The organism is Haloglomus litoreum (genome assembly GCF_029338515.1).
Lineage (GTDB): Archaea > Halobacteriota > Halobacteria > Halobacteriales > Haloarculaceae > Haloglomus > Haloglomus litoreum.
In genome coordinates, this window is sequence record NZ_CP119988.1 from 2,930,503 (window position 1) to 2,955,890 (window position 25,388).

25 protein-coding genes are annotated in these 25,388 nt (G+C 71.5%); 16 read left to right on the forward strand and 9 right to left on the reverse strand.

Annotated features, from left to right (window positions below; all coding sequences use genetic code 11):
• Positions 1-144 precede the first annotated feature (144 nt).
• From P2T62_RS14625 to P2T62_RS14650, 6 genes are all read left to right on the forward strand, one after another.
• The gene (locus tag P2T62_RS14625) at positions 145-798 is read left to right on the forward strand and encodes a hypothetical protein (protein WP_276257810.1); all 654 of its coding nucleotides are present in this window, start codon (positions 145-147) and stop codon (positions 796-798) included.
• An 84-nt stretch (positions 799-882) separates the two neighbouring features.
• Positions 883-2,151 (forward strand): outer membrane protein assembly factor BamB family protein, encoded by a 1,269-nt coding sequence (locus P2T62_RS14630; protein ID WP_276257811.1) that lies wholly within the window; start codon positions 883-885, stop codon positions 2,149-2,151.
• A gap of 187 nt (positions 2,152-2,338) precedes the next feature.
• Positions 2,339-2,761: a cobalamin B12-binding domain-containing protein gene (locus tag P2T62_RS14635; protein ID WP_276257812.1), complete on the forward strand. Its 423-nt coding sequence runs from the start codon at positions 2,339-2,341 to the stop codon at positions 2,759-2,761.
• Positions 2,762-2,764: 3 nt separating this feature from the next.
• Entirely contained in the window at positions 2,765-3,916 is a 1,152-nt protein-coding gene (gene meaB / locus P2T62_RS14640) for a methylmalonyl Co-A mutase-associated GTPase MeaB (protein WP_276257813.1), read from the forward strand.
• Positions 3,917-4,172: 256 nt separating this feature from the next.
• Positions 4,173-5,894 carry a receiver/sensor box histidine kinase gene (locus P2T62_RS14645; protein ID WP_276257814.1) on the forward strand — a complete coding sequence of 574 codons (1,722 nt, stop codon included), beginning with the start codon at positions 4,173-4,175 and terminating at the stop codon, positions 5,892-5,894.
• 82 nt (positions 5,895-5,976) lie between these two features.
• On the forward strand, positions 5,977-7,008 hold the full coding sequence (locus P2T62_RS14650; RefSeq protein ID WP_276257815.1) for an alpha/beta fold hydrolase: 1,032 nt from the start codon (positions 5,977-5,979) through the stop codon (positions 7,006-7,008).
• A gap of 6 nt (positions 7,009-7,014) precedes the next feature.
• Here the strand turns inward: P2T62_RS14650 and P2T62_RS14655 are convergent, their stop codons facing one another.
• The 3 genes from P2T62_RS14655 to P2T62_RS14665 form a co-directional block, all read right to left on the reverse strand.
• A complete protein-coding gene (locus P2T62_RS14655) occupies positions 7,015-8,292 on the reverse strand; it encodes a sensor histidine kinase (RefSeq protein WP_276257816.1) in 1,278 nt (425 codons plus the stop codon).
• Positions 8,293-8,395: 103 nt separating this feature from the next.
• Positions 8,396-9,004 (reverse strand): hypothetical protein, encoded by a 609-nt coding sequence (locus tag P2T62_RS14660; protein WP_276257817.1) that lies wholly within the window; start codon positions 9,002-9,004, stop codon positions 8,396-8,398.
• Entirely contained in the window at positions 9,004-9,786 is a 783-nt protein-coding gene (locus tag P2T62_RS14665) for a DsbA family protein (RefSeq protein ID WP_276257818.1), read from the reverse strand. The genes P2T62_RS14660 and P2T62_RS14665 overlap by 1 nt, the downstream gene beginning before the upstream one ends.
• A gap of 174 nt (positions 9,787-9,960) precedes the next feature.
• Here P2T62_RS14665 and P2T62_RS14670 point away from each other — a divergent pair, with 174 nt between their 5' ends.
• The 4 genes from P2T62_RS14670 to P2T62_RS14685 all read left to right on the forward strand — a co-directional run bounded on the left by P2T62_RS14670 (position 9,961) and on the right by P2T62_RS14685 (position 14,371).
• Positions 9,961-10,401 (forward strand): RDD family protein, encoded by a 441-nt coding sequence (locus tag P2T62_RS14670; protein ID WP_276257819.1) that lies wholly within the window; start codon positions 9,961-9,963, stop codon positions 10,399-10,401.
• Between the two features lie 89 nt (positions 10,402-10,490).
• Positions 10,491-11,504: a hypothetical protein gene (locus tag P2T62_RS14675; protein ID WP_276257820.1), complete on the forward strand. Its 1,014-nt coding sequence runs from the start codon at positions 10,491-10,493 to the stop codon at positions 11,502-11,504.
• Positions 11,505-11,661: 157 nt separating this feature from the next.
• Complete coding sequence (locus P2T62_RS14680; RefSeq protein ID WP_276257821.1) at positions 11,662-13,344, forward strand: MmgE/PrpD family protein; 1,683 nt, start codon at positions 11,662-11,664, stop codon at positions 13,342-13,344.
• A gap of 22 nt (positions 13,345-13,366) precedes the next feature.
• Positions 13,367-14,371, forward strand: a complete 1,005-nt coding sequence (locus tag P2T62_RS14685) for a diacylglycerol/lipid kinase family protein (RefSeq protein ID WP_276257822.1) — start codon at positions 13,367-13,369, stop codon at positions 14,369-14,371.
• Positions 14,372-14,375: 4 nt separating this feature from the next.
• Here P2T62_RS14685 and P2T62_RS14690 read toward each other — a convergent pair whose 3' ends face one another.
• Both P2T62_RS14690 and P2T62_RS14695 read right to left on the reverse strand, forming a co-directional pair.
• The gene (locus tag P2T62_RS14690) at positions 14,376-15,110 is read right to left on the reverse strand and encodes a hypothetical protein (RefSeq protein WP_276257823.1); all 735 of its coding nucleotides are present in this window, start codon (positions 15,108-15,110) and stop codon (positions 14,376-14,378) included.
• Positions 15,111-15,177: 67 nt separating this feature from the next.
• The gene (locus tag P2T62_RS14695; RefSeq protein WP_276257824.1) at positions 15,178-15,687 is read right to left on the reverse strand and encodes an NUDIX hydrolase; all 510 of its coding nucleotides are present in this window, start codon (positions 15,685-15,687) and stop codon (positions 15,178-15,180) included.
• A 95-nt stretch (positions 15,688-15,782) separates the two neighbouring features.
• Here P2T62_RS14695 and P2T62_RS14700 point away from each other — a divergent pair, with 95 nt between their 5' ends.
• The 3 genes from P2T62_RS14700 to P2T62_RS14710 all read left to right on the forward strand — a co-directional run bounded on the left by P2T62_RS14700 (position 15,783) and on the right by P2T62_RS14710 (position 20,048).
• A complete protein-coding gene (locus P2T62_RS14700) occupies positions 15,783-17,456 on the forward strand; it encodes a tRNA uridine(34) 5-carboxymethylaminomethyl modification radical SAM/GNAT enzyme Elp3 (RefSeq protein ID WP_276257825.1) in 1,674 nt (557 codons plus the stop codon).
• 1,175 nt (positions 17,457-18,631) lie between these two features.
• A complete protein-coding gene (hisF, locus tag P2T62_RS14705; protein ID WP_276257826.1) occupies positions 18,632-19,447 on the forward strand; it encodes an imidazole glycerol phosphate synthase subunit HisF in 816 nt (271 codons plus the stop codon).
• Positions 19,448-19,745: 298 nt separating this feature from the next.
• Positions 19,746-20,048, forward strand: coding sequence for a DUF8118 domain-containing protein (locus P2T62_RS14710; protein ID WP_276257827.1), 303 nt, complete (start codon positions 19,746-19,748; stop codon positions 20,046-20,048).
• A gap of 98 nt (positions 20,049-20,146) precedes the next feature.
• Here the strand turns inward: P2T62_RS14710 and P2T62_RS14715 are convergent, their stop codons facing one another.
• Together P2T62_RS14715 and P2T62_RS14720 are read right to left on the reverse strand one after the other, a co-directional pair.
• Complete coding sequence (locus P2T62_RS14715; RefSeq protein ID WP_276257828.1) at positions 20,147-20,431, reverse strand: DNA-directed RNA polymerase subunit L; 285 nt, start codon at positions 20,429-20,431, stop codon at positions 20,147-20,149.
• A gap of 69 nt (positions 20,432-20,500) precedes the next feature.
• A complete protein-coding gene (locus P2T62_RS14720; RefSeq protein WP_276257829.1) occupies positions 20,501-20,902 on the reverse strand; it encodes an OsmC family protein in 402 nt (133 codons plus the stop codon).
• Positions 20,903-21,105: 203 nt separating this feature from the next.
• Between P2T62_RS14720 and P2T62_RS14725 the strand changes: the two genes are divergently transcribed.
• The 3 genes from P2T62_RS14725 to P2T62_RS14735 all read left to right on the forward strand — a co-directional run bounded on the left by P2T62_RS14725 (position 21,106) and on the right by P2T62_RS14735 (position 22,658).
• Positions 21,106-21,507 (forward strand): hypothetical protein, encoded by a 402-nt coding sequence (locus P2T62_RS14725; RefSeq protein ID WP_276257830.1) that lies wholly within the window; start codon positions 21,106-21,108, stop codon positions 21,505-21,507.
• Positions 21,508-21,585: 78 nt separating this feature from the next.
• Positions 21,586-22,386 (forward strand): translation initiation factor IF-2 subunit alpha, encoded by an 801-nt coding sequence (locus tag P2T62_RS14730; protein WP_276257831.1) that lies wholly within the window; start codon positions 21,586-21,588, stop codon positions 22,384-22,386.
• A 74-nt stretch (positions 22,387-22,460) separates the two neighbouring features.
• The gene (locus tag P2T62_RS14735; RefSeq protein WP_276257832.1) at positions 22,461-22,658 is read left to right on the forward strand and encodes an RNA-protein complex protein Nop10; all 198 of its coding nucleotides are present in this window, start codon (positions 22,461-22,463) and stop codon (positions 22,656-22,658) included.
• 44 nt (positions 22,659-22,702) lie between these two features.
• On the opposite strand, the gene P2T62_RS14740 is transcribed toward P2T62_RS14735, so the two are convergent.
• Together P2T62_RS14740 and P2T62_RS14745 are read right to left on the reverse strand one after the other, a co-directional pair.
• A complete protein-coding gene (locus P2T62_RS14740; RefSeq protein ID WP_276257833.1) occupies positions 22,703-23,998 on the reverse strand; it encodes a sodium:calcium antiporter in 1,296 nt (431 codons plus the stop codon).
• 70 nt (positions 23,999-24,068) lie between these two features.
• Complete coding sequence (locus tag P2T62_RS14745) at positions 24,069-25,319, reverse strand: cation:proton antiporter (protein ID WP_276257834.1); 1,251 nt, start codon at positions 25,317-25,319, stop codon at positions 24,069-24,071.
• Between the last annotated feature and the right edge of the window lie 69 nt (positions 25,320-25,388).

The window sequence follows — 25,388 nt, forward strand, 5'->3', positions numbered from 1 at the left end:
AGCAGCGACCGGAGGAACGGACCCGAACCCCGGCAGTCGCCACACGACCCCGTTTCCTGACAACCTGTGTCACTGCCGACGAGTATAAGCACCTCTGCACGTAATCCGGTCACTGATGAACCGGAGCAACAGGGTGAGCGTGACGTGAGCCGGAAGGGGGATGACGACGAGCCGACCGACCGCGTGACGGATGCCCTGTTGCACGGATCGGCGTACGAGCGGCTGCGGTTCCGCCGTCACGGGTTCTTCCAGCAGCCCATCCCGCAGAAGATCCGGGCGGGGAGCGGGCTGCTGTTCGCCCTCGCCGGGGTACTGCCGCTCATGGCCGCGTTCCCGGTCGGTGTGCGCGAGACGGTGGGGCCGGTCCCGATGGCCTCGCCGAAGATCATCGTCCTCGGGCTCATCGGTGGGACCGTCGTCTTCGTCTGTGGACTGGGGCTGGCGACGCTCGGGGCCGCACGGCTCCGACTCGAGGGCCGGATGACCGAGGAGCGGGCGCACACGCTGTTGTCGCTTGAGGAGGTCGCCTCCCTGCTCGGGCTCGGCACCGGTGGCCTCGCCATCCTCCTCACGCTGGGGTTCGTCCTGCTTGGGCACGGCGGGATGCGCGCGGTCGAGACCTACATCCGGCTGGCCGGGCGGAGCCCATACGCCGCCAGCGGCGTGCCCATCACGGTCGCCGAGGTGGCGACGAGCGCCTTCGTCGCCGCCGTGGCGCTGTACGTCCTCGCGCAGGCCATCCACCTCCAGTTCCGTCTCAGGCTCGACGCGTCCGGGGCCGACCCCATCCGGGGGTGACGGCCCGACCCCGGTAGTGTAGGGGGCATCGCGACCCGGTGACGGAGGCGAAGGCAGAAGTGGGTCCCCGGAGTGCGTGCGGGTATGACCGACCGACGGGTCGCGCCCTCCCGCCGCGGCTTCCTCCGACTCGGGGCCGGCGCGGCCGCAGCCGCCGGCCTCGCCGGCTGTACGACGCTCGCCGACCCCGCCAGCTCCGACTTCGAGACGGCCGCGACCGCACAGTTCCGTGGCGGCCTCGAGCGGCACGGCTACCAGACGGACGGGACCGTCCCCGACGACGTCGAGGTGGCGTGGTCCCACCCCGTCAACACGGGCGACCACACCGCGGCGAAGGCCAGCTTCGTCCACGCCCCTGCCGACGCCGTGCGGGCGGCGACCGGCGACGAGGACGCGGGCGACCGCCTCGTCGTCCCGGGCGACGACGGGACGGTGCGAGCCTTCACACCCGACGGCGAGTTGCTGTGGGCCTCGGCCATCCAGCCCGCGAGCCGTGGCATCCACGGGACGCCCGCCGTCGCCGGGGGGCTGGTCTACATCGGCGGCTACGACGGTGGGCTGTACGCGTTCGACCTCGGGAGCGGCGAACGGGTCTGGCGCCGGAAGCTCGGCGACGCCATCGGCTCCTCGCCGGCCTACCACGACGGCGACGTCTACATCGCCGTCGAGTACTACACCCCCAGCGGGGGCGTGTTCGGGGTGGACGCGGCCACCGGTGGCGGGCGCTGGGGTGACCGCCGGGTGACCGACCACCCCCACTCCACCATCGCCATCGACCGCGACGCGGGGCGGCTCGTCGTCGGGTCGAACGACGGCTACCTCTACGCCTGGAGCTACCCGGAACTGGAGTTCCAGTGGCGCTTCGAGACGGGCGACGCCATCAAGGGCCCCGTCGCCACCTACGACGGGGGAGCCTTCTTCGGGTCGTGGGACCGGAACGTCTACCGCGTCGACCTGGCGGACGGGACCGAGGACTGGGCGTTCGGGACGAACGGGCTCGTGATGAGCGGTCCCGCCATCGACGTCGGGCGGGGGGTCTGCTACGTCGGCAGTCACGATGGCAACCTCTACGCGCTCGACGCCGACGAGGGAACCGAGCTGTGGCGGTTCGGCACGGGCGGGCGGGTCGTCGGCTGCCCGGTGACGACCGGGACCCGCGTCGTCTGCGGGTCGAAGGACCGCTCGGTCTACGCCCTCGACACCAGCGACGGGACTGAGGTGTGGTCACTGGAACTCGACGGCTGGGTGACGAGTACGCCGCTCGTGACCGGCCGTGGCATCTACGTCGCCGAGCGCGCACCCGAGGGCGCCGACGGCCCGCCCGGCCACGCGTACGCGCTCCGCCCGGCGTAGGCGCCCCGTGAGCGTTCCGGGACGACCCTCCCGTGGGCGTCCCGGGACGACCCCGCGAAACAGGGACCGGCGGGGACGAGGCGTAATCGACGACCCCGACAACAACCTCGCTTGAATCAGGACAAACAGGCACGAGGAGCGCCTGAACCTCCGTTAGAGTCAAACGCCACCCGCACGCAGGGGGGGTATGAGCACGGAGCAGGAACCCGAGCAGCGGACCATCCGGTGTCTGGTAGCGAAAGTCGGCCTCGACGGCCACGACCGCGGCGCACACGTCATCGCGCGGGCGTTCCGCGACGCCGGCTTCGAAGTCATCTACTCCGGCCTGCACAAGGCACCCGACGAGATCGTACAGGCCGCCGTCCAGGAGGACGTCGACGTGCTGGGCATCTCCATCCTCTCGGGCGCGCACAACACGCTCGTCCCGAAGATCGTCGAGGGGCTCAAGGAGTACGGCGCCTTCGAGGACACCCTCATCATCGTCGGCGGCATCATCCCCGAGGACGACCGCCCGGGGCTCAGAGAGGCCGGCGTCGCCGAGATCTTCGGTCCCGGCGCCTCCATGCAGGAGACCATCGACTTCGTCCGCGAGAACGCGCGCGAGCGGTAGTCCATGGGAGAGGAACTGATCGACGACCTGCTCGACGGCCAGCACCGCGCCCTCGCGCGGGTCATCACGAAGATCGAGAACCGCTCGCCCGGCTACCGGGACCTCGTCCGAGAGCTGCACCAGCACACCGGCGACGCCGAGGTGGTCGGCGTCACCGGGTCCCCGGGCGCGGGGAAGTCGACCCTGGTCGACAAGATGGCCGCCGAGTACCGCGAGCGCGGGCTCACGGTCGGCGTCATCGCCATCGACCCGTCCTCGCCGTTCACCGGCGGCGCCGTCCTGGGCGACCGCATCCGGATGGCCTCCAACGTCGGGGACATGGACGTGTTCTTCCGGTCGATGTCCGCCCGCGGCCAGCTCGGTGGCGTCTCCACGGCGACGACGGACGCCGTGAAGGCGCTGGACGCCTTCGGCAAGGACCGCATCATCGTCGAGACGGTCGGCGCCGGACAGAACGAGATCGACATCGTGCGCACCGCCGACACGGTGGCGGTCCTCGTTCCGCCGTCGTCGGGCGACGACGTACAGATGCTGAAGGCCGGCATCCTCGAGATCGGCGACGTGTTCGTCGTCAACAAGGCCGACCTCGACGGCGCCGACCGGACCGTCTCCGAACTGAAGGAGATGATCATGATGCGCGACGCCTCGCCCGCCGCGGGCACCGGCGGCTACCACGGCGCCGGCACGGACGCGAGCGGCCACCACGGCCCCGACGAGGGCGGCACGGCGGAGTCCGAGCCCGACCCGACCGCCGAGGTCACCGGCCCCGGCTCCGCCGGGACCCCGGGCTCGCCGACCGACCAGGGCGGCCCCGTCGACACCGACGAGGGCGAGGCGTGGGTCCCGCCGGTCGTCCAGACCGTCGCCAACACGGGCGAGGGCGTCGAGAACTTCCTCGGGACGCTCGCGGACCACCGGTCCTTCCTCGAACGGTCCGGGCAGCTGGAGGTCAAGGCCCGCAAGCGCTACGCGGAGGAGATCCGCCGCCTCCTCCGCGAGGACACCCGCGCCCTGCTGGAGCGCGAACTCGAGGCCCAGGGGGGCATCGAGAGCTTCGTCGAGGAGGTGATGGGCCGCGAGAGCGACCCGTACACGGTCGCCGACGAGGTCGTCCAGCCGCTCCGGGACTGCCTGGACGACCCGGACGACGAGTAGCCGGCGGCTCCCCCGGCCGTCGAACCGGTGAGCGGATGCCGGCGAAAGAATCGATTTCACACCGGATGACGGCCATATCTGAGGGATATCCCGTTTCATCGCAGAGTTCCAGAGATCGATACCCCGTACGCGACTGTCGAGGAGGTTCCCGTCCGGCTCGCCACCCTCGCACGACCCACCTGTCACCGGTCCGATATTGACCCCGCCGAGCCACTACACCGAGGAGTTACGTGTGGTGCCGGCCAACAGCCGCCCGATGGACGACGGCTCGGAGCCGGTGGAGGTGCTCTACGCCGACAGCGACGGGTCGTACGCGGCATCGCTCGGTGATGCCCTCCGGACCCACGAAGAACTCTCGGTCGAACACGTCGCGGACGCGGAGACGGCCCTCTCGCGGCTCCGGGCGGGGGCGTTCGACTGCGTACTGGCCCAGCGCGACCTCGGCGCGACCGACGCGATGACGCTGATGCACCGCGCCCGGGAGGCGAGTCCCGGCATCCCGTTCGTCCTCCTGGTCCCGGACGGGGCGGCCGATGTCGCCGCCGCGTCCCGGCGCGCGGGTGCCAACGACTATCTCGTCCGGCGGGACCCGGAGCGGACCGCGGCCGTGGCCGCCGACCGGCTCGCGGTGGCTGCGGACCATCAGTCCCCGGGTGTCGACTACCAGCAGGTGTTCGAGGAGGCGACGGTCGGTATCGTCGTCCACCATCCCGAGACGGGCGAGATAATCGACATCAACCCGTGGATGTCGGAGCTGCTGGGCTACGATCGCTCGGAGCTACTGACCATGACCGTCGGCGAGTTCAGCGCCGGCGAGGAGCCCTACACGCAGGACCAGGCCGAGCGGAACATCCGGCGGGCGGCGACCGAGGGACCACAGCGGTTCGAGTGGCTCGACGAGCGGGCCGACGGGGAGCCCGTCCCGGTCGAGGTGAGCCTCCGGCGGACCGTCATCGGCGGTCACGACCGCGTGCTGGCCATCGTCCAGGACATCACCGAGCGCAAGGAGCGGGAGGCGTCGCTCCGGCGCCAGAGCCGGCGGATGGAGGAGTTCGCGGGCGTCGTGAGCCACGACATCCGGAGCCCGCTGACGGTGGCCGAGGGCTGGGTCGACTACGCCCTCGGCGACGACGAGGGCATCGACGAGGAGGCGGCGCTGGAGCGCATCCTGCAGGCCATCGAGCGGATGGACGAGATGATCGACGACTCGCTGACGCTGGTGCGCGGCGGCGGCGAGGTGGATGCGACCGAGCCGGTTCCGATGGCCGAGGAGGCCCCGGAGTGGTGGGAGGTCGCCGCCACCGCCGACGCCGAGCTCGTCGTTGACACGCCCTTCACGGTCGAGGCGGACCCGAACCGGCTCCGGCACCTGTTCGAGAACCTGTTCCGGAACAGTGTCGAACATGGTTCGACGAGCAGCCGGACGGAGTCCGGCGACAGCGTGGAGCACGGCTCCACGGGCAGTCGGCCACCGGCCGACGACAGTGTCGAACATGGTTCGACGAGCAGCCGGACGCAGTCCGGCGACAGCGTGGAGCACGACTCCACGGGCAGTCGGCCACCGGCCGACGACAGTGTCGAACACGGCGGGACCGCCGACGGGGACCACCCGAGAGCGGGCGTGACGGTCCGGACGGGCCCCCTCACCGTCGACGACCCGGTCGAGCCGACGGTCGGCTCGCTCCCCGACGAGGGGTCCGTCGAGGGGTTCTACGTGGAGGACGACGGCCCCGGCATCCCGCCCGACGAGCACGACCGGGTGTTCGAGGCCGGACACACGACCGACGCGAACGGGACGGGGCTCGGCCTCGCCATCGTCAGGCGGGTGGCCGACGCCCACGGCTGGGCCATCCGGCTCGGCGAGAGCGACTCCGGCGGCGCCCGCTTCGAGTTCCTCGGCGCCACGCTCCGGGCGAACGGCGAGGACGACAGCGCCGGCGAGCACGACGGCGCCGGCGAGGACGGGTCGGCGGTGTGACCCGACCGGTCGACGCCGCGACCGAGGGGCCACCGGCCCCAGGTCGACAGGATTTACCCTGCCGGCGGCCGTTCGTACTGGTATGAGACTCCGGAACGCCCTGCTGGGAGCCGCCGGTGCCGTCGGCGCGGTCGCCGGGGGGAACGCGCTCCTCCGTGGCGATGCCGACGACCTGGAACCGCCCCTCGGCCGGCCGCTCTCGACGTACCGCTGGCGTGGCTTCGACGTGGCCTACACGGAGGCCGGCGACCCCGACGACCCGACGCTCGTCCTGCTGCACGGCGTCAACGCCGCCGGCTCCAGCCACGAGTTCCGCTACGTCGTCGACGACCTCGCCGAGGAGTACCACGTCCTCGCGCCGGACCTGCCCGGCTTCGGCCACTCCGACCGCCCGCCGCTGCTGTACTCGGCGACGCTGTACGTCACCTTCGTCGCCGACTTCCTGCGGGACGTGGCCGACGGGACGCTCGTCGACCCCGACCGTGACGCGGCGACCGGGGGCGACAGGGACGGCGAGCGCGAGCCGCCGGCGGTGGTGGCCTCCTCGCTCGTCGGTGCGTACACGGCCGCCGCCGTCGCCGAGAAGGCCGCGCCGGCCCGGCAGCTGTTCCTCGTCTGCCCGACGGCATCGGCCTTCCCGGGCCGGTCGCCCGCCATCCGCTCGCTCGTCCGGGCGCCGCTGGTGGGCGAGGCGGTCCACAACCTCATCAGCTCCGAGGCGTCCATCCGCTACTTCCTCGGCGACCACGGGTTCTCCTCCGCGGCGGCCGTCCCCGAGGAGTGGGTCGCGTACGACTACGCCACCACCCACGTCCCGGGCGCCCGCTACGCACCGGCGTCGTTCCTGAGCGGCTACCTCAACCTCGATGCGGACCTCGCGGCGCTGCTCTCGGAGATCCGCGAGGCCGGGACCCCGGTCACGGTCTGCTGGGGCGGCGTCTCGGAGGTCACGCCCGTCTCGCAGGGGCGCGAGCTGGCCGAGGCGGCGGACGTGAAGCTCGTCGTGCTGGAGGAGGCAGACCTGCTCCCACACGGGGAGTTCCCCGAGACGTTCCTGTCGGTGCTCCGTGAGGAGCTGGCCGGCGAGCAGCGGGCGCCCGACGCGAGCGCCTGAGCCCGGTCAGCCCCCGGACTCCAGCCCCGAATCGGTTGCGGAGTCGGGGCCGGCGTCCGACCCGGACTCCGAGCCGTCGTCGGACCACTCCTCGACGAGGGTCGCGACCGGCGCGGTCCCCTCCTCGGCGTGGCCGGTCATCTCGGACGCCGGCCAGATGCCCTCGTCGGTCTCCACCTCGACACGGAGGCCGCCGTCGGCGCTCAGGCCGGCCGTGACCGTCCAGTCGTGCGCGGCGGCGATGCGTTCGATGCTGTCGAGCCCGACCGAGTCCCCGGCCGGGCGGTCACCGCTCTCGCCGGGGAAGCCCGTGCCGTCGTCGGCGACGTAGAAGCCCGGGCGGTCGCCCAGCGAGCCCACAGTGACCTCGAGTGCGTCGTCGCCGGTCTCCAGACAGAACCGGAACGTCTCCGCCAGCAGCCGCTTCAGCAGCGACTCGTCCGCCGGGACCCGGACGCCGGGCTCGGTCGTCAGCCGGGCCATCGTGTCGTCCGTTGTCACCTCGGCCCAGGCGTGTTCGGCCACGGCACGGACGTCCACCGGACCGGCGCCGCCCGCGCGCTCGGAGTCGCTCCCGAGCCGGAGCAGGTCGGCCACCAGCCGCTCGGTGCGGGAGAGGGCGGTCACGGTCGCCTCGGTGTGTGGGGTCACCTCGGCGGCGTCGGCCTCGGTCGCAGCCTCGTGTGCCAGCTGTGCGTGGCCGCGCGCGGTCGAGAGGGGCTCCCGGATGTCGTGGTCGATCATGGCGGTGAAGCCGTCGAGCCGGTCGCTCTCCGAGGCCAGCGCCAGCTTCCGTGCCCGCGCGGTGAGCCCGTCGCTCATCCAGGCCGCCAGCGAGCCCACCAGTTCCCGCTCCCAGTCGGCGAACGCCTCCCGGGGCTCCCGGTCGGCGAAACAGCAGGTGCCGTACACCCGCTCGTCGACGGTGACCGGCGCGCCGACGTAGCAGGAGAAGCCGTCCGTCGTGTGGGCCGCGCGGTCACCCACCCCCGGCGGCCCGTCATCCGGGTGGCCGAACCCCACCGTCTCGCGGTCCGTGACCGGTAGCTCGCAGAAGGTCTCACCGAGGGGTCGACTGTCACCGGGCGCGCCCGGCGCGTCGCCGCGCGTGGCGACCGCGAGGACGGTGTGCTCCCCGCCGTCGGCGCGAGCGAGCGCGCCGTACTCGACGCCGAGCGCCACACAGCCCAGCTCCAGTCCCTCCCGGACGCGGTCGACGAACGGCCGCTCCCGGTCCCGGACCAGCGTCGCCAGCTCCCGGAACGCCCGCTCCCGTCGCTCCATATCCGGCCACGGGGTCGGTCGGGGAAAAATCCCGCGACCGGACCGGTGCTGGAGGGCACGGCCGGCCGATGGACCAGCGTGGCCGTCGCCCGGCACCGAGCGGCTACAGGTCGACCGGGCAGCCGCGGATCTCGCCGCCGCGCATCCCGTCGGCCAGCCAGAAGATCGACAGCAGGACCGCCACCAGCCCGAGGATGGCGAACTCCAGGCCGTCGAGGGGCAGGATCGTCAGCGACCCGATGCCGAGCAGGGAGAGGAGCCCGGCCAGCACGGCCGAGCCGCAGGCCGCACAACCCGCGCCGAGCGTCCCGAGGATCACCCCGACGAGGCCGCTCCCGCTCGCGGCCGAGAGGTCGTGCTCGCGGACGTGGTAGACGGCCATCGACACGTCGACGCCGACCAGCGCGGCGACGACGAGGAGCAGGAGTCCCTGCACGACGCCGAACGCCGGCCCGACGAACGGGTACAGCTCGACCAGCAGCGTCAGGCGGTCCGCGAGGGGGAGGCCGGGCGAGAGCGCGAACCCGACCAGGGGGAGATTGAGCGAGAAGACGAACAGCGAGAGCGCGAGGACCCCCGTGACCAGCGCGAGGACCGCGTAGCCCGGCCCGCCGAGGACGAGTCGCGCGGTCCGGCCCATCAGTCGCCAGTCGTCGCGTCTGGTCGGGAGCCGCGGAAGCCACCGGGGCCCCGAGATGGTGCGTCCCGCCATCAGAACCCCAGTGCCGTGGCGAAGACGTTGTAGCTCTGTGCGCCCCGGATGGTCGTCTCGAACTCGCCGTCGCGGAAGAGGAAGAACGTCGGCGTCGCGCTCACGCCGGCCTCGTTCCCGGCCGCGAGGTCGGCCTGGACGGCGTCGTCGTGGCGCTTCTCGCGGGCGGCCGCCACGACGGCTTCGGCGTCGAGGTCCGTCTCGCTGGCGAGGTACGCCTCCGTCTCCGCGAGGGTGTCACCCGAGGCGAACCGGTCGCGCTCGGCGTAGTAGGCGTCCTTGAGGCCCCAGAACGCCGGTGCGTCGCGGCCCTGCCCGGCCTCGCGGGCGAACGCGTACGTGGACTCCAGTGCCTGGGTCGCCGGCTTCCCCCACGGGTAGGTGATGGGCATCACCCGGTAGACGAAGCTGACCTTGCCGGTGGCGACGAGTTCGGACTCCAGCTCCGGCCACGTGTTCCGCTCGAACCGCTGGCAGATGGTGCACGAGGGGTCCTCGAACGCCACCACGAGTCCCGGGGCCTCGCCCGGGGGCGGCCCGAGCACGGGCTGGCCATCCAGCCCCGTCAGCGAGTCGTGGTCGGGGAGGGTCCACGGCGTCCCTGCAGGCGTCGGCGTGGCATCGCCGCCTCCGCCGTCACCGCCGCCCGAGCCGTCGCCCGGGCCGGCGCCGCCACCGCCACCACCGCCGTCGGCCCCGTCCCCCGTACAGCCCGCGAGCCCCGTGACACCGGCGGCCCCGAGCGCGCCCAGGAACTGTCGCCGGCGCAACTGTCGTCGCATGGGTCCAGAGAGACCGCCCGCCCTCAAAGCGGTTCTGCGGTGAGGCGGCACACGCGAACGACCGCCGCCGCGGCGGAACCGGCACCCACCGGGCCCCCGGAGCCGAGCACCGGGGCCGACACGCGTCGGACGGACCTGCCGGGGTTTATATCGGGTCGTCACGCACGCCGCCACATGGCGCTGTTCGAGCGACCGAAGCCGCAGATGGGAACGCAGGACGAGGTGGTGTTGCGCCGCGTCGGCGCGTTCGTCGTCGATGCGATCCTCGTCGCCGTCCTCGGTGGGCTCCTGGCGGGCGCGTTCGGCCTCCCGACCGAGTTCGGAGGCGGCCTGACGGGGCTCCTCCTCCTCATCTACTTCATCGTCTTCGAGGGGACGTACGGGAAGACGGTGGGCAAGCATCTGCTGGGGCTGGTCGTGGTCACCGAGCGGGGTGAACCGTGCGAGTACACCGACGCGGCCATCCGGAACGTCCTCCGGCTGGTCGACGTCCTGCCCGTGTTCTACATCGTCGGGCTCGTCGCCATCTACCTCACCGACGAGCAACAGCGGCTCGGGGACCTGGCGGCCGACACGGTCGTCGTCCGGGCGGCCGACCGCGGGGAGCGACTGTAGCGGAGCGCCGGAGGTGGGATGACGGGAGCGTTTTCACGCTGTGATAACACCCGCTCCGGTTTTACCCGGGGAATATCGTATCTCAGACGATGAAGGGGGCCCACCGGGTCGTGAGCGCGTCGCTCCTGTCGGTGCTGGGCATCATCGGGATGCTCGTCATCTGGAGCGCCTACGACCCGACGGAGAGCTGGCTGACCGTCACGCTGGGGACGGTCCTCCCCTCGTTCCTCGCCGTCGGCCTCGTCGTCGCCGGCATCTGGGTGGCGTTCACGGACGACCTCGACGACGGCACCGCGACCCGGATGCTGGAGTGGAGCGTCGCCGGGATGGCCGGCATCGGGTCGCTCGGGGGGCTGGCGCTGTTCCTCCAGCGCGAGGGCTACGTCATCGACCAGCCGGTGTTCGTCATCACGAGCACCGTCGTCAGCGGGGCGCTGGCCGGGTTCGGCATCGGCTTCTACGAGATCTGGGCGGACCGGAAGAAGCGCGAACTGGAGCGCGAGCGCGAGAAGCTCGACCACCTCAACCGCCTCCTCCGCCACCACCTCCTCAACGGGATGAACGTCCTCCTGGCGAAGGTCGACCTCGCACGCGAGCAGACCCAGGAGCCCGGGGTCGCCGCCGACCTCGAGGACGCGCACGTCCGCGGCCAGGAGATCGTGACGCTCGTCGAGCAGGTCAGCACCATCGCGGGTCCCGACGACGACCCACCCGGCGAGGTCGACCTCCCGCGGCTCCTCCGCGGCGAGGTCGAGCGGATCCGCGCGACCCGCAGCGACGACGCGGTGTCCCTGGCCGAGCCACTCCCCGAGGTCAGCGTCCGCTCGTCCCCGGCCCTGGGCGAGGCCATCAGCGTGCTGTTGAACGACGCGCTCACCTCCGGGGGCCGGGCGACCGTCTCGGCGGCGCTCGACGAGGGAGGCGTCGTGGTCAACATCACGGCGCCCGGGGAGGCGTCGACCGACGGCGGCGACCAGTTGCTCGGCGGCCCGGGCAGCGACGTCGGGCTCTCGGTCGCGGACGTGCTCGTCGAGCGTGCCGGCGGCGAGCTCGAGTCGGGGAACACCGAGGGGTCGGTCAGGATCCACCTCGAGACCGTCTGAACGGATACCGCCCATCACCGCCGGACGGTGGTCGGGCCCCGGGACTCGGCCGGTACCCCCTGCCCCCCGACCGACACCGATTAGTCGCTCTCCCTGCACCGGTCCGTATGCGACGCGCTACCACGACCGAACGGGGAGACGGCAGGAGGACCGGCTGATGTCGGCCGACGCCACCGACGGCGCCGCGACCCGGACGGAGGACGGGGCCACCGATGCCGATGAGTCGGGCACGGTCGAGGTCCAGGCGGAGGACCTGCCGTTCGTGGCCGAGGCCGCCGAGTGGGCGGCCACCCTCCGGTTCGGGCGCATCCCGGCGCCCGTGCGGCGGGCAGCGGGCGCACAGTTGACCAGCACCGTCGGCGCCGCGGTCTGGACGCTCGACCACCCCATCGGCGACCGGATTCTCGACACCGTGCGCGCCGAGTTCCCCGAGGACTGGGGGCCGTCGGCGACGCTCCCCGGTGCCGGGCCGATGCCGGTCCGGGGGGCGTGTTACGGCACGGCCGCGCTGGCGATGGCGATGGACTTCGACGACACCGTCCTCGGCGGCCACACCGGCCACAGCGCCGCGCTGGTGCCGTACCTGTTCGCGGAGGCCAACGCGGCGGACCTCGACTACCCGGGCCGGCGGGCGCTGCGGGGCCACGTCGCGGCCAACGAGATCGCGGCGCGCATCGCGAGCGCGGCCGCCGTCGGCCCGTTCCGCGGGCAGCAGACCGCCTACGTCCACAGCGTGGGCGCCGCCGTCGCGCGCGGCGTGGTCGAGGGCGACGACGCCGAGACGCTGGCCGACGCCATCGCCATCGCGCTGGGCCAGCCGCCGTGGCCGCTCGTCCCCGACTTCCTCGGGTCGGACGCGAAGGTGCTCTCCGCGGCGGAGCCGACGCTCGCCGGGCTGTCGGCCGTCTCCGCGGCACGGAACGGGCTGACGGGGAACGAGGACGTCGTGACGGCCGAGGACGGATTCCTCGACGAGTTCTCGGACCTCCCGCTCCCGGAGTTCCTCGGCGGACTGGGCGAGCGCTGGCACACCCGCGCCGTGACGGTGAAGCCGTACCCAGGGTGTGCGTACGTCACCGCGCCGGTCCACGCGGCGTTGCGGGTCCGAAAACGGGTCCGGGAGGCGGTCGCGGCGACCGCGACGGACACGGCGGCACCGCTCACCGCACAGGTCACGGGTATCCGCGTCGATGGCTCGCTGTTCAGCCACGAGGTCGACAGCCTGGCGAGCCGGTACACCGACCGGACGGAGAGCCCGCTCGCCTCGCTCAACTTCTCCATCCCGTACAACGTGGCCGTCGCGCTCCGTGACGGCGAACACACGCCGCGCCAGCTACGCCCGGAGCGGGTGGGTGACGAGGCCGTCTGGGAGCTGGCCGATCGCGTGTCCATCGAGCACGACCCCGCGTTCACGATGCGTGCCCTGGAGTCCGAGGTGCCGCTGGGGGCGATGCTCCGGCGCGTCGGCTGGAAGGTCATCCCGTACGCGGCGAAGAGCGTCGGGCCCGTGACGACGCTGAAGAACCTGCCGACCCTCCTGCGGTTCGTCCGGAAGCGCCCGCTCCCCGAGGACCTCTCGGGCGCGGACAAGGCCATGGGGGCCCGCGTCACCGTCCGGCTGGCCGACGGCCGCGAGTTCAGTGAGACGGTCGAGCACCCGCCCGGGTTCGCCGGTCGCGCGCTCGACGAGACCCGCGCCATCGCCCGCCGGAAGCTCTCCGAGGCGATGCTGGCCCGCGGCGCCGCCCGCGACGACGCCGAGCGCGTCGCCCGCGAGGTGCGCGACGTCCACGAGACCGACGCCACGCTGGCCGACGTGGACGCGGTGCTGGGGCCATGACCGGCGACGGGGAACCGGCGCCATGACGGACAAGGCCGACGCGGTCGCGCGGGCCGGCGACGTGCCGACCGCCCCCGAGCAGGTCGGCGCGGTCGTCAATCCGACCTCGGGCGACGGCGAGGGGCGCACCCTCGCACGGACCTTCGCGGCGCGCTACGGCGACGGGGTCGACGAGGAGGTGACCCGAGGGCCGGACGACGTGCCCCGGGCGACCCGGGCGCTCGCGGGTGAGGTGGACCTGCTCGTCAGCGTCGGCGGCGACGGCACGCTCCGGGAGGTCGCGAGCGCGCTGTACGCGTGGCGCGAGGAGACCGGTCGGGAGCCGCCGCCGCTGTTCGTCGTGCCCGCCGGCCGTGGCAACAGCGTCTACCGACACCTGTACGGCGAGGCGGACTGGCGGGCACTCGCGGCACGACTGGGCGAGGGCGTCGTCACGCGGCCGCTCGAACTGACGCGGGTGGAGACCGAGCCGCCGACCGACGCGCGGTACTCCGTGCTGGGCGTGACGGTCGGGCTGTTCCGGCACGCGCTCGACGGCGCGGAGCGGTTCCGCGCGCTGCCGGGGCCGTTGGCGTACCTGCTCGGGACCGCGACGGCGACGCTGTTCGCCGACCCCGTCGCCGTCCGGGTGGGCCGTTCGGACGAGCGGCTGTTCGCCGGCGACGCGCGGCTCGTCGCCGTCGGCGGCGGCCGCTACCGCGGCGGCACGACGCGGCTGTTGCCGGACTCGCGCCCGGGCGACGGGTGCCTGCACGCGCTCGTCCTCGAGCCCGTGGGCGGGCGCGAGGCGCTCGCAATCGCCCGGGCCGCCCGCGAGGGGAACCACCTCGACCACCCAGCGGTCCACTACTTCACCGGAGAGACGTTCGACGTGCGCGCGGGCGCCGGGACCGGGTCGCCGGACGGGACGCTCCCCGCCGAGATCGACGGCACGCCGCTCCCGGACCTGACGGACCTCCACTGCGAGGTCGTCCCCGGGGCGCTGTCGGTGGCGTATCCGGCGTCGGTGGCGCAGGGCGGCCGGTAACGCGTCAGTCCTCCTCGTCCGCGTGCTCGCCGTCACCAGGTGTGCCGACCGCCACGTCCGCGCCGGAGAGACTGGTCTCGATGCGTGCGTCCTCGCCGGTCTCCAAGCCGCGCCTGACCCCCGCGACCAGGTCCTCGACCTGCTCGGCGTCGAGGTCCACGGAGAGTTCGAGGCCGACGCGAAGCGTCTCGTCGGCGGCGCCGGTCCTCGCACCGCCCACGACGCCGCCCTCGACGCGTCCGGGCAGGTACAGGCCGTCGTCGGTCCGGTCGATGGCGCCGGCCCAGGTCCACAGGTCCAGCAGCGTCCGCAGCCCGACGCGGTCGCGCGAGGCATCGAGGTCGGCGTCCGTGAACGCCGCGAGGCGCGGAAGCAGTTCGTCCTCGGCGAGGGGGTCGCCGCGCAGGAGGTCGCGAGCACGGACCGTGAGTGGCCAGCCCGCGAGCAGGCCGTAGGCGCGTTCCCGTGCGAGTTCGTCCTCGCCATCGGCGAGTGCAGCCGCGAGGGGTGTCCCGCGCTCGGTGAGGCGGTGTCGCTGGTCGTCGCCCGGTTCGAGCGCGCCGATGGCCTCGAAGAACCTCGTCTGCCGGGCCGTCGCGTCCGGGTGACCCGTGCGCTCGGCCACCGTGCCCGTGTGGACCGGTTCCTCGGCGGCGCCCGCCCCGTACCAGCCGGCGAGGATATCCAGGAGCGTCTCGCGACTCACGCCCTGCGGGATGGGTTCGTCCTCGGTGGTCATGGCCCGACGCTCGTCCGCCGGGTGCAAAAATCGGCTGGGAGCCGTCCGATGTGCCGCCCCGCGGCGTTCAGTCCAGGAACCGCCGGATGTCGGCCACCGCGTCACCGTGGTCGTGGTACGCGTCCTCGGGGACGGTGTCGAACCAGGCCACGGTCAGGTTCTCCCAGGGGTCGAACGTCGGGTCCTCGGCCACCGGCCTGCCGGGGACCGGGCCGGCGCCGACGACCACGTCGAGGGTGACCGTCTCCCGGCCCTCGTCGTCGGCGTGTTCGCGGACGTGTCGCGTCACGCGCTCGACCCCGCCCGCATCGACCGATTCGCCGGTCAGCTGCCTGGCGATACGGCGTGTGGCCGCCAGCCAGTCCGCCCCGGCCTCGACGGGGCCGTACGGGAGGCGCCAGCCGTGCGGGCTCTCCATCAGCAGCACCGCGCCATCGTGGCTCGTGACGCCCACCGCGAGCATCCCGGCCAGCGACTCGTAGTACGCGAAGTCGTCGGGGTCGTCGACCGTCCGCTCCTCGTCGAACGCCACACCGGGGGTGTCGAGGAGCGTCTGCGGGTCGTGGAGGGACTCCATGGCGGACGGTCCGGCGCCGGCTACTTAGTGGCGAGGTCCCCGAGGACCGGAAGGCGTTTGCCCGGCCGCGACCCAGCACGACCAACCAGCGACCGATGAGTACGGATACCGACGACGACGTGCCCCCGGAGGAGACCGAGGCGTTCCAGCGCGTCGTCGAGGAACTCGCCGAGCGCGTCCTCGCGGGCGATCTCGAACGCGACGCGGTCGAGAGCGCCAAGCTCGACGCCTGCTCGCGTCACGGCGCGCCGAAGGTCCCCCGGAACAGCGACATCATGGACGCCATCCCGGAGCGCCGCGAGGAACTGGAGCAGGTGCTCCGGCGCAAGCCCGTCCGGACCGCCTCGGGTGTCTCGCCGGTGGCGGTGATGACGGCCCCCCACAACTGCCCGCACGGGCAGTGTCTCTACTGCCCCGGTGGGCCGGACTCGGAGTTCTCCAGCGCACAGAGCTACACCGGCGACGAGCCCGCCGCGGCGCGGGGCCAGCAGAACGACTACGACCCGTACGGGCAGGTCACCCTGCGGCTGAACCAGCTCCGGAAGATCGGCCACCCGGTCGACAAGGTCGAACTCATCGTGATGGGCGGGACGATGACCGCCCGCTCGCACGACTACCAGGAGTGGTTCGTCAAGCGCGCGCTCGAGGCGATGAACGAGTTCGACCCCGAGGCGGAGGCCACGCCCTCGGAGTCCGAGAGCTTCGCGCCCGACGGGGTGCCGGAGTTCCGCTACCTGGAGGACGTCATCGCCGAGAACGAGACGGGCGACGTGCGCTGCATCGGGGTGACGTTCGAGACGAAGCCCGACTGGTGTGACCCGGAGCAGGTCAACCGGATGCTCGCCCTCGGCGGAACGAAGGTCGAGGTCGGAGTGCAGACCACCTTCGAGCGCGTCAACCGCGAGATGCACCGCGGCCACGGCGTCCAGGCCTCGATGGACGCCAACCGCCGCCTGCGCGATGCGGCGTTCAAGGTCGGCTTCCACACGATGCCCGGCCAGCCCGGCATGAGCGAGCGGATGGTCGTCGAGGACTTCCGGCAGCTGTTCAGCGATCCGGCCTGGCGCCCGGACTACCTGAAGATCTACCCGACGCTCGTCGTCGACGACACCGTCACGTACGATATGTGGCGCCGCGGCGAGTTCGAGCCGCTCTCCAGCGAGCGCGCCGCGGAACTCGTCGCCGAGGTGATGCACGAGTTGCCGCGCTACGTCCGTCTCCAGCGCGTCCAGCGCGACATCCCCGCCGGCCACATCGAGGCCGGGGTCCAGAAGTCCAACCTCCGGCAGCTGGCGTGGCAGGTCATGGACGAGCGCGGCTGGGAGTGCAACTGCATCCGCTGTCGCGAGGTCGGGATGAACGAGGAGACCCCCGAGAACGTGACCCGGGACACCATCGAGTACGAGGCCGCCGGCGGCACGGAGCAGTTCATCAGCTACGAGGACTTCGAGCAGGACCTGCTGGTGGGGTTCTGCCGGTTGCGGTTCCCGGATTCACCGGTTCGGCGGGAGCTACAGGGCGCCGCGCTGGTCCGGGAGCTGCACGTCTACGGCAACGAGGTCGGCGTCGGGCAGGCCGGCGATGGTGGCGACGGCTCGCACCAGCACCAGGGCTACGGCCGGAAGCTGCTGCGCGAGGCCGAGCAGCGTGCCCGTGATGCCGGCTACTCGAAGCTCTCGGTCATCTCGGGGATCGGCGTCCGAGAGTACTACCGCGAGAAACTGGGCTACTTCCAGGACGGCCCGTACGTCTCGACGTATCTGGACTGAAGCACTGGATTCTGGTGGGGTTTCCGATTTCACCTCGACTCTTCGGTCGTTGGTAGATCCTCTTTCGAGCCGCTCGCTCCCTGCGACCTCATCTGCGACAGCGACGACGGAACCATGGAGAAAGCCCCCGCCCGCTCGACCTCCCGCGACTCGCTGCGGTCCTCGGTCGCGTGGCTCCCTGCGGTCCTTGCTTCGTCGGGGGAGGGTCGAGGCGGGCGGCCCCTTTCAGTCCCGTCCTGTTGCCTGTGGCATCGAGCATTCGCTCATGGTGGTTCCAGCGGAGCGCTAGCGGCCCCAAACCTCCCCGCGCTCGCGCCGTCGGAGCAAGCTCCGACGAGATCTCGTTCGCTTTGCTCACGAGACCGCCGGGGCGACTCACCACGCTCCCTTCGGTCGCGGGTTCGCCGGAGGGGCGCGAGCGCGCTTCCTGTTCTCGGAACCAGTCAGGCGACCCAGCTGCTCGACAGGTGCGTGGCAGCCCTGTCAGTCGGACCGGCGCGCGCTGGTGGTCGGCACCCGCCACCCGCGAGCAGCGGGGGACTCCGTCCCCCGAGCGAACGGCGCGTAGCGCCGTGAACGGCTTCAGGCCGCGAGCACCAACGGCGGGTGCCGACCATCTCTAAGCGCGCGAGGTCCTCGTGAGCGGAGCGAACGAGGTGGTTCGAGACGGCAGCGACGTCTCGTCATGCCGAAAATCTCCGATTTTCGGCGACAACAGAGTGAGCACCGCAGGCGGCTGGGGAGGCGTGAGGCCCACGGACCAGACTGACCCACGTGCGGTCCTGGTGGACTTCCGAAGATGAGCCGAGCGAAGCGAGGCGAACGCCGGAAGACGGAGTCTTCCGGAAGGCGAGGCCGCTACATCCGTCCCGGACCCGGCAAGCACCACAGCGAGCGAGGAGCACAGCCGTCGCCGCAGGCGACGCGAGGCCGAAGGCCGAGCGGGTCCCGGACGGTGCAGCGGCCGAGGGGTTCGGGAGATAACCCACCCTTTCCAGTTCATCTTACATTATAATATTATAACCAAATCCATATTACAATAATATAGGAAATATATCGAATGTTCTGATGGTTTTCAGATGATTTACTGTCTGCCTGCCTCCCCTCCTTCCTACCCCAACCGTCACCGTCAAACCGCCTGCCCGACACCCTCCAGACACGAGCAATCGAATCCGATGACCCTCACCAAGCGCATCATCCCCTGTATCGACGTGGACCTGGACGAGAACGGCGACGCGAAGGTGTACACGGGGGTCAACTTCGAGGACCTGCAGTACACGGGCGACCCGGTGGAGATGGCCCGGGCGTACAACCGTGCGGGCGCCGACGAGTTCGTCTTCCTCGACATCACCGCCTCCGCCGACGGCCGCGAGACGATGCTGGACACCGTCTCCGCGGTCGCGGACGAGGTGTTCATCCCGCTCACCGTCGGCGGCGGCATCCGCACCAAAGCGGACATCGTGGAGACGCTCCGCGCGGGCGCCGACAAGGTGTCCATCAACACGGGTGCCCTCGAACGGCCGGAACTCATCACCGAGGGTGCAGACTCGGTGGGCAGCCAGGCCGTCGTCATCAGCGTCGACGCCCGACGTCGCTTCGACGAGCAGGGCGAGCACTACGTCCAGGTCGACGGCGAGTCCTGCTGGTTCGAGTGCACCGTCAAGGGTGGCCGCGAGGGGACCGGCATCGACGTGGTCTCGTGGAGCGAAGAGGCCGAGGACCGCGGCGCCGGCGAGCTGTTCGTCAACTCCATCGACGCCGACGGGACGAAGGACGGCTACGACATCCCACTCACCCGCGCCGTGTGCGACGCCGTCTCGACGCCGGTCATCGCCTCCTCGGGCTGTGGCGGCCCGGAGGACGCCTACGAGGTCTTCACCGAGGCCGGCGCCGATGCGGCGCTGGCGGCCAGCATCTTCCACTTCGACGAGTTCTCCATCGACGAGGTCAAGCGCTACCTCGACGAGCGCGGCGTCCCCGTCCGGCTCTGAGGCCGCGGGGGGCGGCATCCGGGACCCCCCGATCCGGGCCGCCCGGAACCGCCCGGCAGCGCCCGCCCGCCGTTTCCACTCCAGTCGACGGCGGAAGTGTCCGTAAGAGCCCCGAGGCGTCCGTTTCCGGGAGCGACAGCGACCCGATTTTCACTTCCACTCCGCACTCGGCGCCCGCTTATGTCCGTCGGGTTCCGAGCCTAGCTGTCGTCGCGGCGTCACCGACGTCGGCGGCGTCAGTACCGCCCACCGAACGCCCGAACACCCGGTTCGAGTCACTCCGAACACACCAGACTCGATGGACGCACGCATCCCGCCCGTACGAGCGGGCCCGCACGAGGAGCATCGCCGCGACGCCGTGTCGCGAGCCGCCGACGATCACGACGCCGAACCCGCCGCGCCGCGGGAGGGACCGGCGCGCGACCCGGCGGTCTCCGGCCCACACGCCGGCCACGACCGCTACGGCCGCTTCGACTACCGCTACTGGCGGTGCGAGGCCTGTGGCCTCGAGACCACACAGGACATCAGCGACGGCTGTCCGCGCTGTGCGCGGCTCGCCCGCCGCACCGCGGAGGGAGACGAGGAGCCCGACGATGCCTGAGGCCGGCACCTCCCCGAGCGGTGGCTGGCGGCTGGTGTACCGGGAGATGAACGCCGAGACGTCGGCAGAAACGGAGCCCGAAGGGCGGGATCCGGTGTCTACGCGGCGGCCTCGAACGCCTCGCGGAAGGAGGCGGTCTTGTCCTTGACGTTCCTCGCGGCGGCCTCCAGTGCGTCCAGCGGGGCGGTCCCACCCTCGGTCTTGATCGTGAGGATGGGGTCCGTCTGACCACCGGACTGCTCGGGGTTCATGTCGTAGGTCGCAGCGGCGACCCCGTCGGTCTCCAGCAGGGCCTCCTTGAGGACGTTCATGAAGGTGTGGTCCTCGCCGGCGATCTCGATGGAGAGTTCGGTCTCCTCGTTCTCAATGACGCGCAGGTCCATGGCTCCGGCTAGCCGATAGCCGGCAATAGAACTTGCGAAGACGGCGCTCCCGGAGCGAGGTGTCGGTGATTACAGGTCGGCGCCGGGGTGGATGCTCACGTCGGCGTGGAGACCCTCACGCAGCGCGGCGTGGACGTGACAGATGTCGTCAGCCAGCCCCTTCAGCTCGTCCTGTTCGTCCTCGTCGAGATCGGCCTCGACGTGGATGTCGAAGCTGATGGACTCCAGGTCGTCCTCGTCGTCGAGGTCGGCGGAGGCGTCCGTCTGGATCTTGCCGAGGTCGTCGTAGTCGTTTCGCTGGGCACCGGCGCGGAAGGCGAACGTGTAGCAGGAGGCGTAGTCCGCGACGAGGACCTCGTTCGGGGAGGGACCCTCCTCGGTGGTCGCGTCGATACTCAGCTCGAAGTCGCCGACACGGCTCAGGGCGTGGAAGCCCGAGTCGTTCGTCGTGGTGGACTCGATATCTGCCATAGCAGCCGGAGGAACACGCGACTGCGCCGTAAACGTTGCCCAAGGGACGCCCGGACCGGACGCGACGGCGGCCCTCCAGGGCCACCGACCGGACCCCCCGTTCCCCGACGGTGCCAGCCGGATGCCCCCCGTTCCAAACCGGGGGGCGGGTGGTCGGGCATTCCTCCGCAACGGTTTTTCCCCCGCCCGCGGGAGTGGGTGGTATGGACGAGTCGCCGGATGGGGACGGGACGGATGCCAGCAGCCCCGAGGCGACCGACGAGGGCGTCGAGACGGCTGTCGAGGGAGCCGAGTCGGCCGACACCCAGGAAGGGGACGAGGGGCCGGGGACGCTCCCGGACGAGATCCTCAACGCCCCCGCGAGCGCCGAGGAGGGCGGCCACACGTTGCTCGAGGAGTACGAACGGGAGAACGAGTCCCGGTGGCGGTCGCTGGCCCGGCAGGGGGCGTTCTGGGTCGTCGCGACCGGGGCCGCCGTGGCCGTGACCCTGACCGCGGTGGTCTCGCTCCGCCAGAGCGGGCTCTCGGACGGCCTGGCGTTCATCCTCGCAAGCGTCGGGATGGCGCTCATGGTCGGCCTCGTCTTCCTCTCGCTGCGGCGGTAGGGCCACCCGCACGGACAGGCGAGCCCCGCGCTCGTGCCTCTCGGTGGGTTTATCCCCGCCTGTGGGCTAGCCACGCGTATGCAATTCAGCGGCTATCCCGAACCCGGGGAACTCGTCGTCGGCCGGGTCGACGAGATCGAGGATTTCGGCGTGTTCGTCGACCTCGAGGAGTACGAGGACAAGCGCGGGCTCGTCCACGTCAGCGAGGTCGCCTCCGGCTGGATCAAGAACGTCCGCGACCACGTCGGCGTCGACGAGCGCGTCGTCTGCAAGGTGCTCGAGGTCGACGAGGACGCCCAGCAGATCGACCTCTCCATCAAGGACGTCAACGACCACCAGCGGAGCGACAAGATCCAGGAGTGGAAGTCCGAGCAGAAGGCCGAGAAGTGGATGGAGCTGGCCTTCGGCGAGGACATGAGCGACGAGCAGTACTCCACGGTGGCGAACGCACTGTTCGCCGAGTTCGGCTCGCTGTACGACGGCTTCGAGCAGGCCGCCATCCACGGCCACGAGGCGCTCGAATCGACGGACCTCTCGGAGGAGGACGCCGACGCCATCGTCGATACCGCCCGCGAGAACGTCTCGGTGCCGTACGTGCAGGTGACGGGCTACGTCGACCTGCGCGCGCCGGGTCCGGCCGGCGTCGAGACCGTCCGGCAGGCGCTCCAGGCCGCCGAGGGCAACGGCGAGGTCCCCGACGAGATCGACCTCGAGGTGACCTACGTCGGCGCACCCGAGTACCGCATCCGTGTCCAGGCGCCGAACTACAAGACCGCCGAGGCACAGCTCGAGGAGGCCGCCGGTCGGGCCCGCGAGGCCATCGAGAGCGCCGGCGGGACCGGTGATTTCCACCGCGAACGCCGCACCGACGACGAGTAACACTGCTCGTTCTTCGATAGACTCGTCGATATGCATCGAATCCCGAATATTGCGTTCGAAACACGACGATTCGCGTGAAATCCGACATCCACGTCTGCTCCGACTGGCGCGAGGTCCACGACCGGCCGGTGTACACGCTCGGCGACGAGTGTCCCGAGTGCGGTGCCGAGGCGGTCAACTCCGCCCCCGCGCCGTTCAGCCCCGAGGACCCGAACGGGGAGTACCGCCGGCGCGCGAAGCGACGGCGCGGCACGTTACCCGAGGGCGAGTGACCGCTGTGGGGAGAGCCGTCCCGCCCGTTCCCGCGACGTTCCCGTCAGTCGGCTCCTGCGTGGTCTCTCTCGGCCTCCGTCGGCCGGAGGACGTACTCTCTGGCCGTCCGCACGAGGTCGACCACCGCCCGGCGCCGGACGGCCAGGATTCCGACTCCCAGGACGATGTAGACGCCACTGAACAGTAACAGTCCCTCGTAGGTCCCGAAGAAGGGGATGAACTGGAGGCCGAACAGCGCGAGCAGGGCCAGCGCCTCGCCGACCGTGATCTCGAAGTCGACGAGCAGTGTGATGGCGAAGAAACTCTGGGCCGCGGTGAGCCAGATCTCGCCCGCCTGCTTCTGGTTGAACTCGAGCACGCCGTAGTAGCCGAGCGAGATGCTGTAGACGACGACGAGCGTCCCGATGAGCAGCGTCCACTGGTTCAGCTTCGAGGAGATGAGCGCGTTGAACGCCGCGGTGGTCCGGGCCTTGTTGACGAGGTAGGCAGTGGCGATGAACTCCGGGCTCTCACTGGCCAGCGGCGCGACCCACTGGATCATGAAGAACGACGAGAGGCCCAGCCGTGGCCCCAGCACCTCCAGCCCCTTCGCGAAGGGCTTCACCGCGAGGAGGATGACCGCCGCCGAGAAGGCGAACATGAGGAGGATGGCGGCGATACGGCGTGCCCTGGGGAGTCCCTGCAGGTAGGCAGGTACGCCCAGTTGTGGCTCGTGGGTCGTCTCGCTCCGGAGGACGACGACCACGTACGCGGCGTAGAGGCCGACGAGGAATATCGCGTCGACGGCTCCGATACCGCCGTTAAGCGGGATGAAGAAGGCGTAGACGGTCGCCACGCCCAGGAACACTACCTCGACGCTGACGCGCCGTTCGAGGCTGACGGCGGTCGAGAGCAGTCCCTCGCGCCTGGTGACTTCGCGCCCGCCGGTGCCGGCCCGGTACACCGCGTAGAGCGCGATGAGCGACCAGCCGAGACCGACGAGGATGCGGTTCGCACCCGTCATGTTCGCCACCGCGAGGTTCGCGGCGTTCTCGGAGGCTGCGGTCCCCGGTGCGGCCCCCGCTTCGAACGCGTACAGCGCGTCGACGGCGTACTCGGGGGCGACGGCGATGATGGCTAGCACCGCGAGCGCGAACGAGCGCGGGACGTCCATCTCCGCCGTCTCCGCGCCCCACGTCAGGACGAACGCGGCCCCGATGACCGCGACGCCGCTGGTCGCGATGACGGCGAGCGTCGGGAGCGACGCGACGAATCCGAGGCCTCGGAGGAGGAGCCAGGGCACCGTCAGGAGTACGACCGCGAACAGCACCAGCAGTGGGTGGAGGCGCCGTTGGGACATCTGTTCCACCGAACGTCGGGGCGCGAATAATCGTTGGGGTCGGCCCCCCACACCGTCGTCGAAGACGGAATCAGCCGCTCGCTGCGTCCTCGGCCGGGAGTCGTGCGAGCGCCCGTCGCAGGAGGGGTGGCGTCATCACCGACGTGAGGACCGCGACCAGGACCACGACGGCGTAGATGGTCGGGGTGAGGACGCCGATGGCGAGGCCGAGCGCCGCGACGACGATCTCCATCGCCCCGCGAGCGTTGAGCCCGATGGCGACACAGAGCCGCTCCGCCCGCGAGAGGTCGGTGAACGCCGCACCGAGCGCGACGCCGAGGCCCTTCCCGACGACCGCGACGGCGAAGACGAGCGCGGTGACGGCGAGCGCATCCGGAGTGAGCAGGCCACCGAGGTCCGCCCGCAGGCCCGCCGTCGCGAAGAAGAGGGGTGCGAACAGCCCGAGCGTCACCAGCTGGAACACCCGCTCGGTCTCGCCGTCCAGCGGGTTCCGCAGGAGGATCCCGGCCAGGAACGCCCCGAGGACGGCCTCCAGCCCCAGCGCCAGCGACGCGCCCGAGAGCGCGATACCGGACACGACCACGACCGAGAACCCCGTCAGGACCGGCGACCGGGCCCGGGTGGCGATGCCGAGCAGGGCCTCGACCACGCGCGGGCCGACGACCACGACGACGGCGACGAACCCCGCGATCACGAGCAGCGTCCGGCCGACGCCGAGCGGGTCGGGCTGACCGCCGCGGGCGAGGTCGGCGACGAGCGTGAGCGCGACCCAGCCCGCGGCGTCGATGAGCACCGCGGCGGTGACGGTGAGCTGCCCGACCCGACGGTCCATCGCGTCGAGGTCGACGAGGACCCGGACCGCGACCGGAACCGCGGAGATGCTCAGCGCGGTGCCGAGGAACAGGGCGAAGACGGGTCGCCCTGCGGGGTCGACGAGGTACGTCGCCGGGAGCAGCCACCCCAGCCCGACCCCCAGCGCGAAGGGGACGACCGAACCACCGACGGCGAGCGCGACCGTCGGGGGGAGGTTCCCACGGAGCGCCCCCGTGTCGACCTCCATGCCCGCCAGGACGAGCAGGAAGACGAGGCCGACCGACGCGAACGCCTCCAGCGGCGCGCTGACGGGCACGACGACCGCCGTGACCCGCGGTGCCACCGCGCCGAGCACCGCCGGGCCCAGCACCAGCCCCGTGAGGAGTTCGCCCACGACGGGCGCGAACCCGAGCCGGTCGGCGACCGTCCCCAGCGCGTGCGCCGTGGCTAGCAACAGCGCGAGCCCGGACAGCAACGCGAGCAGGGGGCCCGGCGCGCCGGCGACCATGCGGGTGGCGACAGCCCGGGCCCCCTTGAACACCCCGGCAGCAGTCCGACGGCGTTCCGGCCGTGTTCC

What these genes read in the sequence shown, in the direction of transcription:
- P2T62_RS14630 (WP_276257811.1), top strand. Translation starts at nt 883, where the DNA reads ATGACCGACCGACGGGTCGCGCCCTCCCGCCGCGGCTTCCTCCGACTC.
- P2T62_RS14635 (WP_276257812.1), top strand. Translation starts at nt 2,339, where the DNA reads ATGAGCACGGAGCAGGAACCCGAGCAGCGGACCATCCGGTGTCTGGTA.
- meaB (WP_276257813.1), top strand. Translation starts at nt 2,765, where the DNA reads ATGGGAGAGGAACTGATCGACGACCTGCTCGACGGCCAGCACCGCGCC.
- P2T62_RS14645 (WP_276257814.1), top strand. Translation starts at nt 4,173, where the DNA reads ATGGACGACGGCTCGGAGCCGGTGGAGGTGCTCTACGCCGACAGCGAC.
- P2T62_RS14650 (WP_276257815.1), top strand. Translation starts at nt 5,977, where the DNA reads ATGAGACTCCGGAACGCCCTGCTGGGAGCCGCCGGTGCCGTCGGCGCG.
- P2T62_RS14655 (WP_276257816.1), bottom strand. Translation starts at nt 8,292, where the DNA reads ATGGAGCGACGGGAGCGGGCGTTCCGGGAGCTGGCGACGCTGGTCCGG.
- P2T62_RS14660 (WP_276257817.1), bottom strand. Translation starts at nt 9,004, where the DNA reads ATGGCGGGACGCACCATCTCGGGGCCCCGGTGGCTTCCGCGGCTCCCG.
- P2T62_RS14665 (WP_276257818.1), bottom strand. Translation starts at nt 9,786, where the DNA reads ATGCGACGACAGTTGCGCCGGCGACAGTTCCTGGGCGCGCTCGGGGCC.
- P2T62_RS14670 (WP_276257819.1), top strand. Translation starts at nt 9,961, where the DNA reads ATGGCGCTGTTCGAGCGACCGAAGCCGCAGATGGGAACGCAGGACGAG.
- P2T62_RS14675 (WP_276257820.1), top strand. Translation starts at nt 10,491, where the DNA reads ATGAAGGGGGCCCACCGGGTCGTGAGCGCGTCGCTCCTGTCGGTGCTG.
- P2T62_RS14680 (WP_276257821.1), top strand. Translation starts at nt 11,662, where the DNA reads ATGTCGGCCGACGCCACCGACGGCGCCGCGACCCGGACGGAGGACGGG.
- P2T62_RS14685 (WP_276257822.1), top strand. Translation starts at nt 13,367, where the DNA reads ATGACGGACAAGGCCGACGCGGTCGCGCGGGCCGGCGACGTGCCGACC.
- P2T62_RS14690 (WP_276257823.1), bottom strand. Translation starts at nt 15,110, where the DNA reads ATGACCACCGAGGACGAACCCATCCCGCAGGGCGTGAGTCGCGAGACG.
- P2T62_RS14695 (WP_276257824.1), bottom strand. Translation starts at nt 15,687, where the DNA reads ATGGAGTCCCTCCACGACCCGCAGACGCTCCTCGACACCCCCGGTGTG.
- P2T62_RS14700 (WP_276257825.1), top strand. Translation starts at nt 15,783, where the DNA reads ATGAGTACGGATACCGACGACGACGTGCCCCCGGAGGAGACCGAGGCG.
- hisF (WP_276257826.1), top strand. Translation starts at nt 18,632, where the DNA reads ATGACCCTCACCAAGCGCATCATCCCCTGTATCGACGTGGACCTGGAC.
- P2T62_RS14710 (WP_276257827.1), top strand. Translation starts at nt 19,746, where the DNA reads ATGGACGCACGCATCCCGCCCGTACGAGCGGGCCCGCACGAGGAGCAT.
- P2T62_RS14715 (WP_276257828.1), bottom strand. Translation starts at nt 20,431, where the DNA reads ATGGACCTGCGCGTCATTGAGAACGAGGAGACCGAACTCTCCATCGAG.
- P2T62_RS14720 (WP_276257829.1), bottom strand. Translation starts at nt 20,902, where the DNA reads ATGGCAGATATCGAGTCCACCACGACGAACGACTCGGGCTTCCACGCC.
- P2T62_RS14725 (WP_276257830.1), top strand. Translation starts at nt 21,106, where the DNA reads ATGGACGAGTCGCCGGATGGGGACGGGACGGATGCCAGCAGCCCCGAG.
- P2T62_RS14730 (WP_276257831.1), top strand. Translation starts at nt 21,586, where the DNA reads ATGCAATTCAGCGGCTATCCCGAACCCGGGGAACTCGTCGTCGGCCGG.
- P2T62_RS14740 (WP_276257833.1), bottom strand. Translation starts at nt 23,998, where the DNA reads ATGTCCCAACGGCGCCTCCACCCACTGCTGGTGCTGTTCGCGGTCGTA.
- P2T62_RS14745 (WP_276257834.1), bottom strand. Translation starts at nt 25,319, where the DNA reads ATGGTCGCCGGCGCGCCGGGCCCCCTGCTCGCGTTGCTGTCCGGGCTC.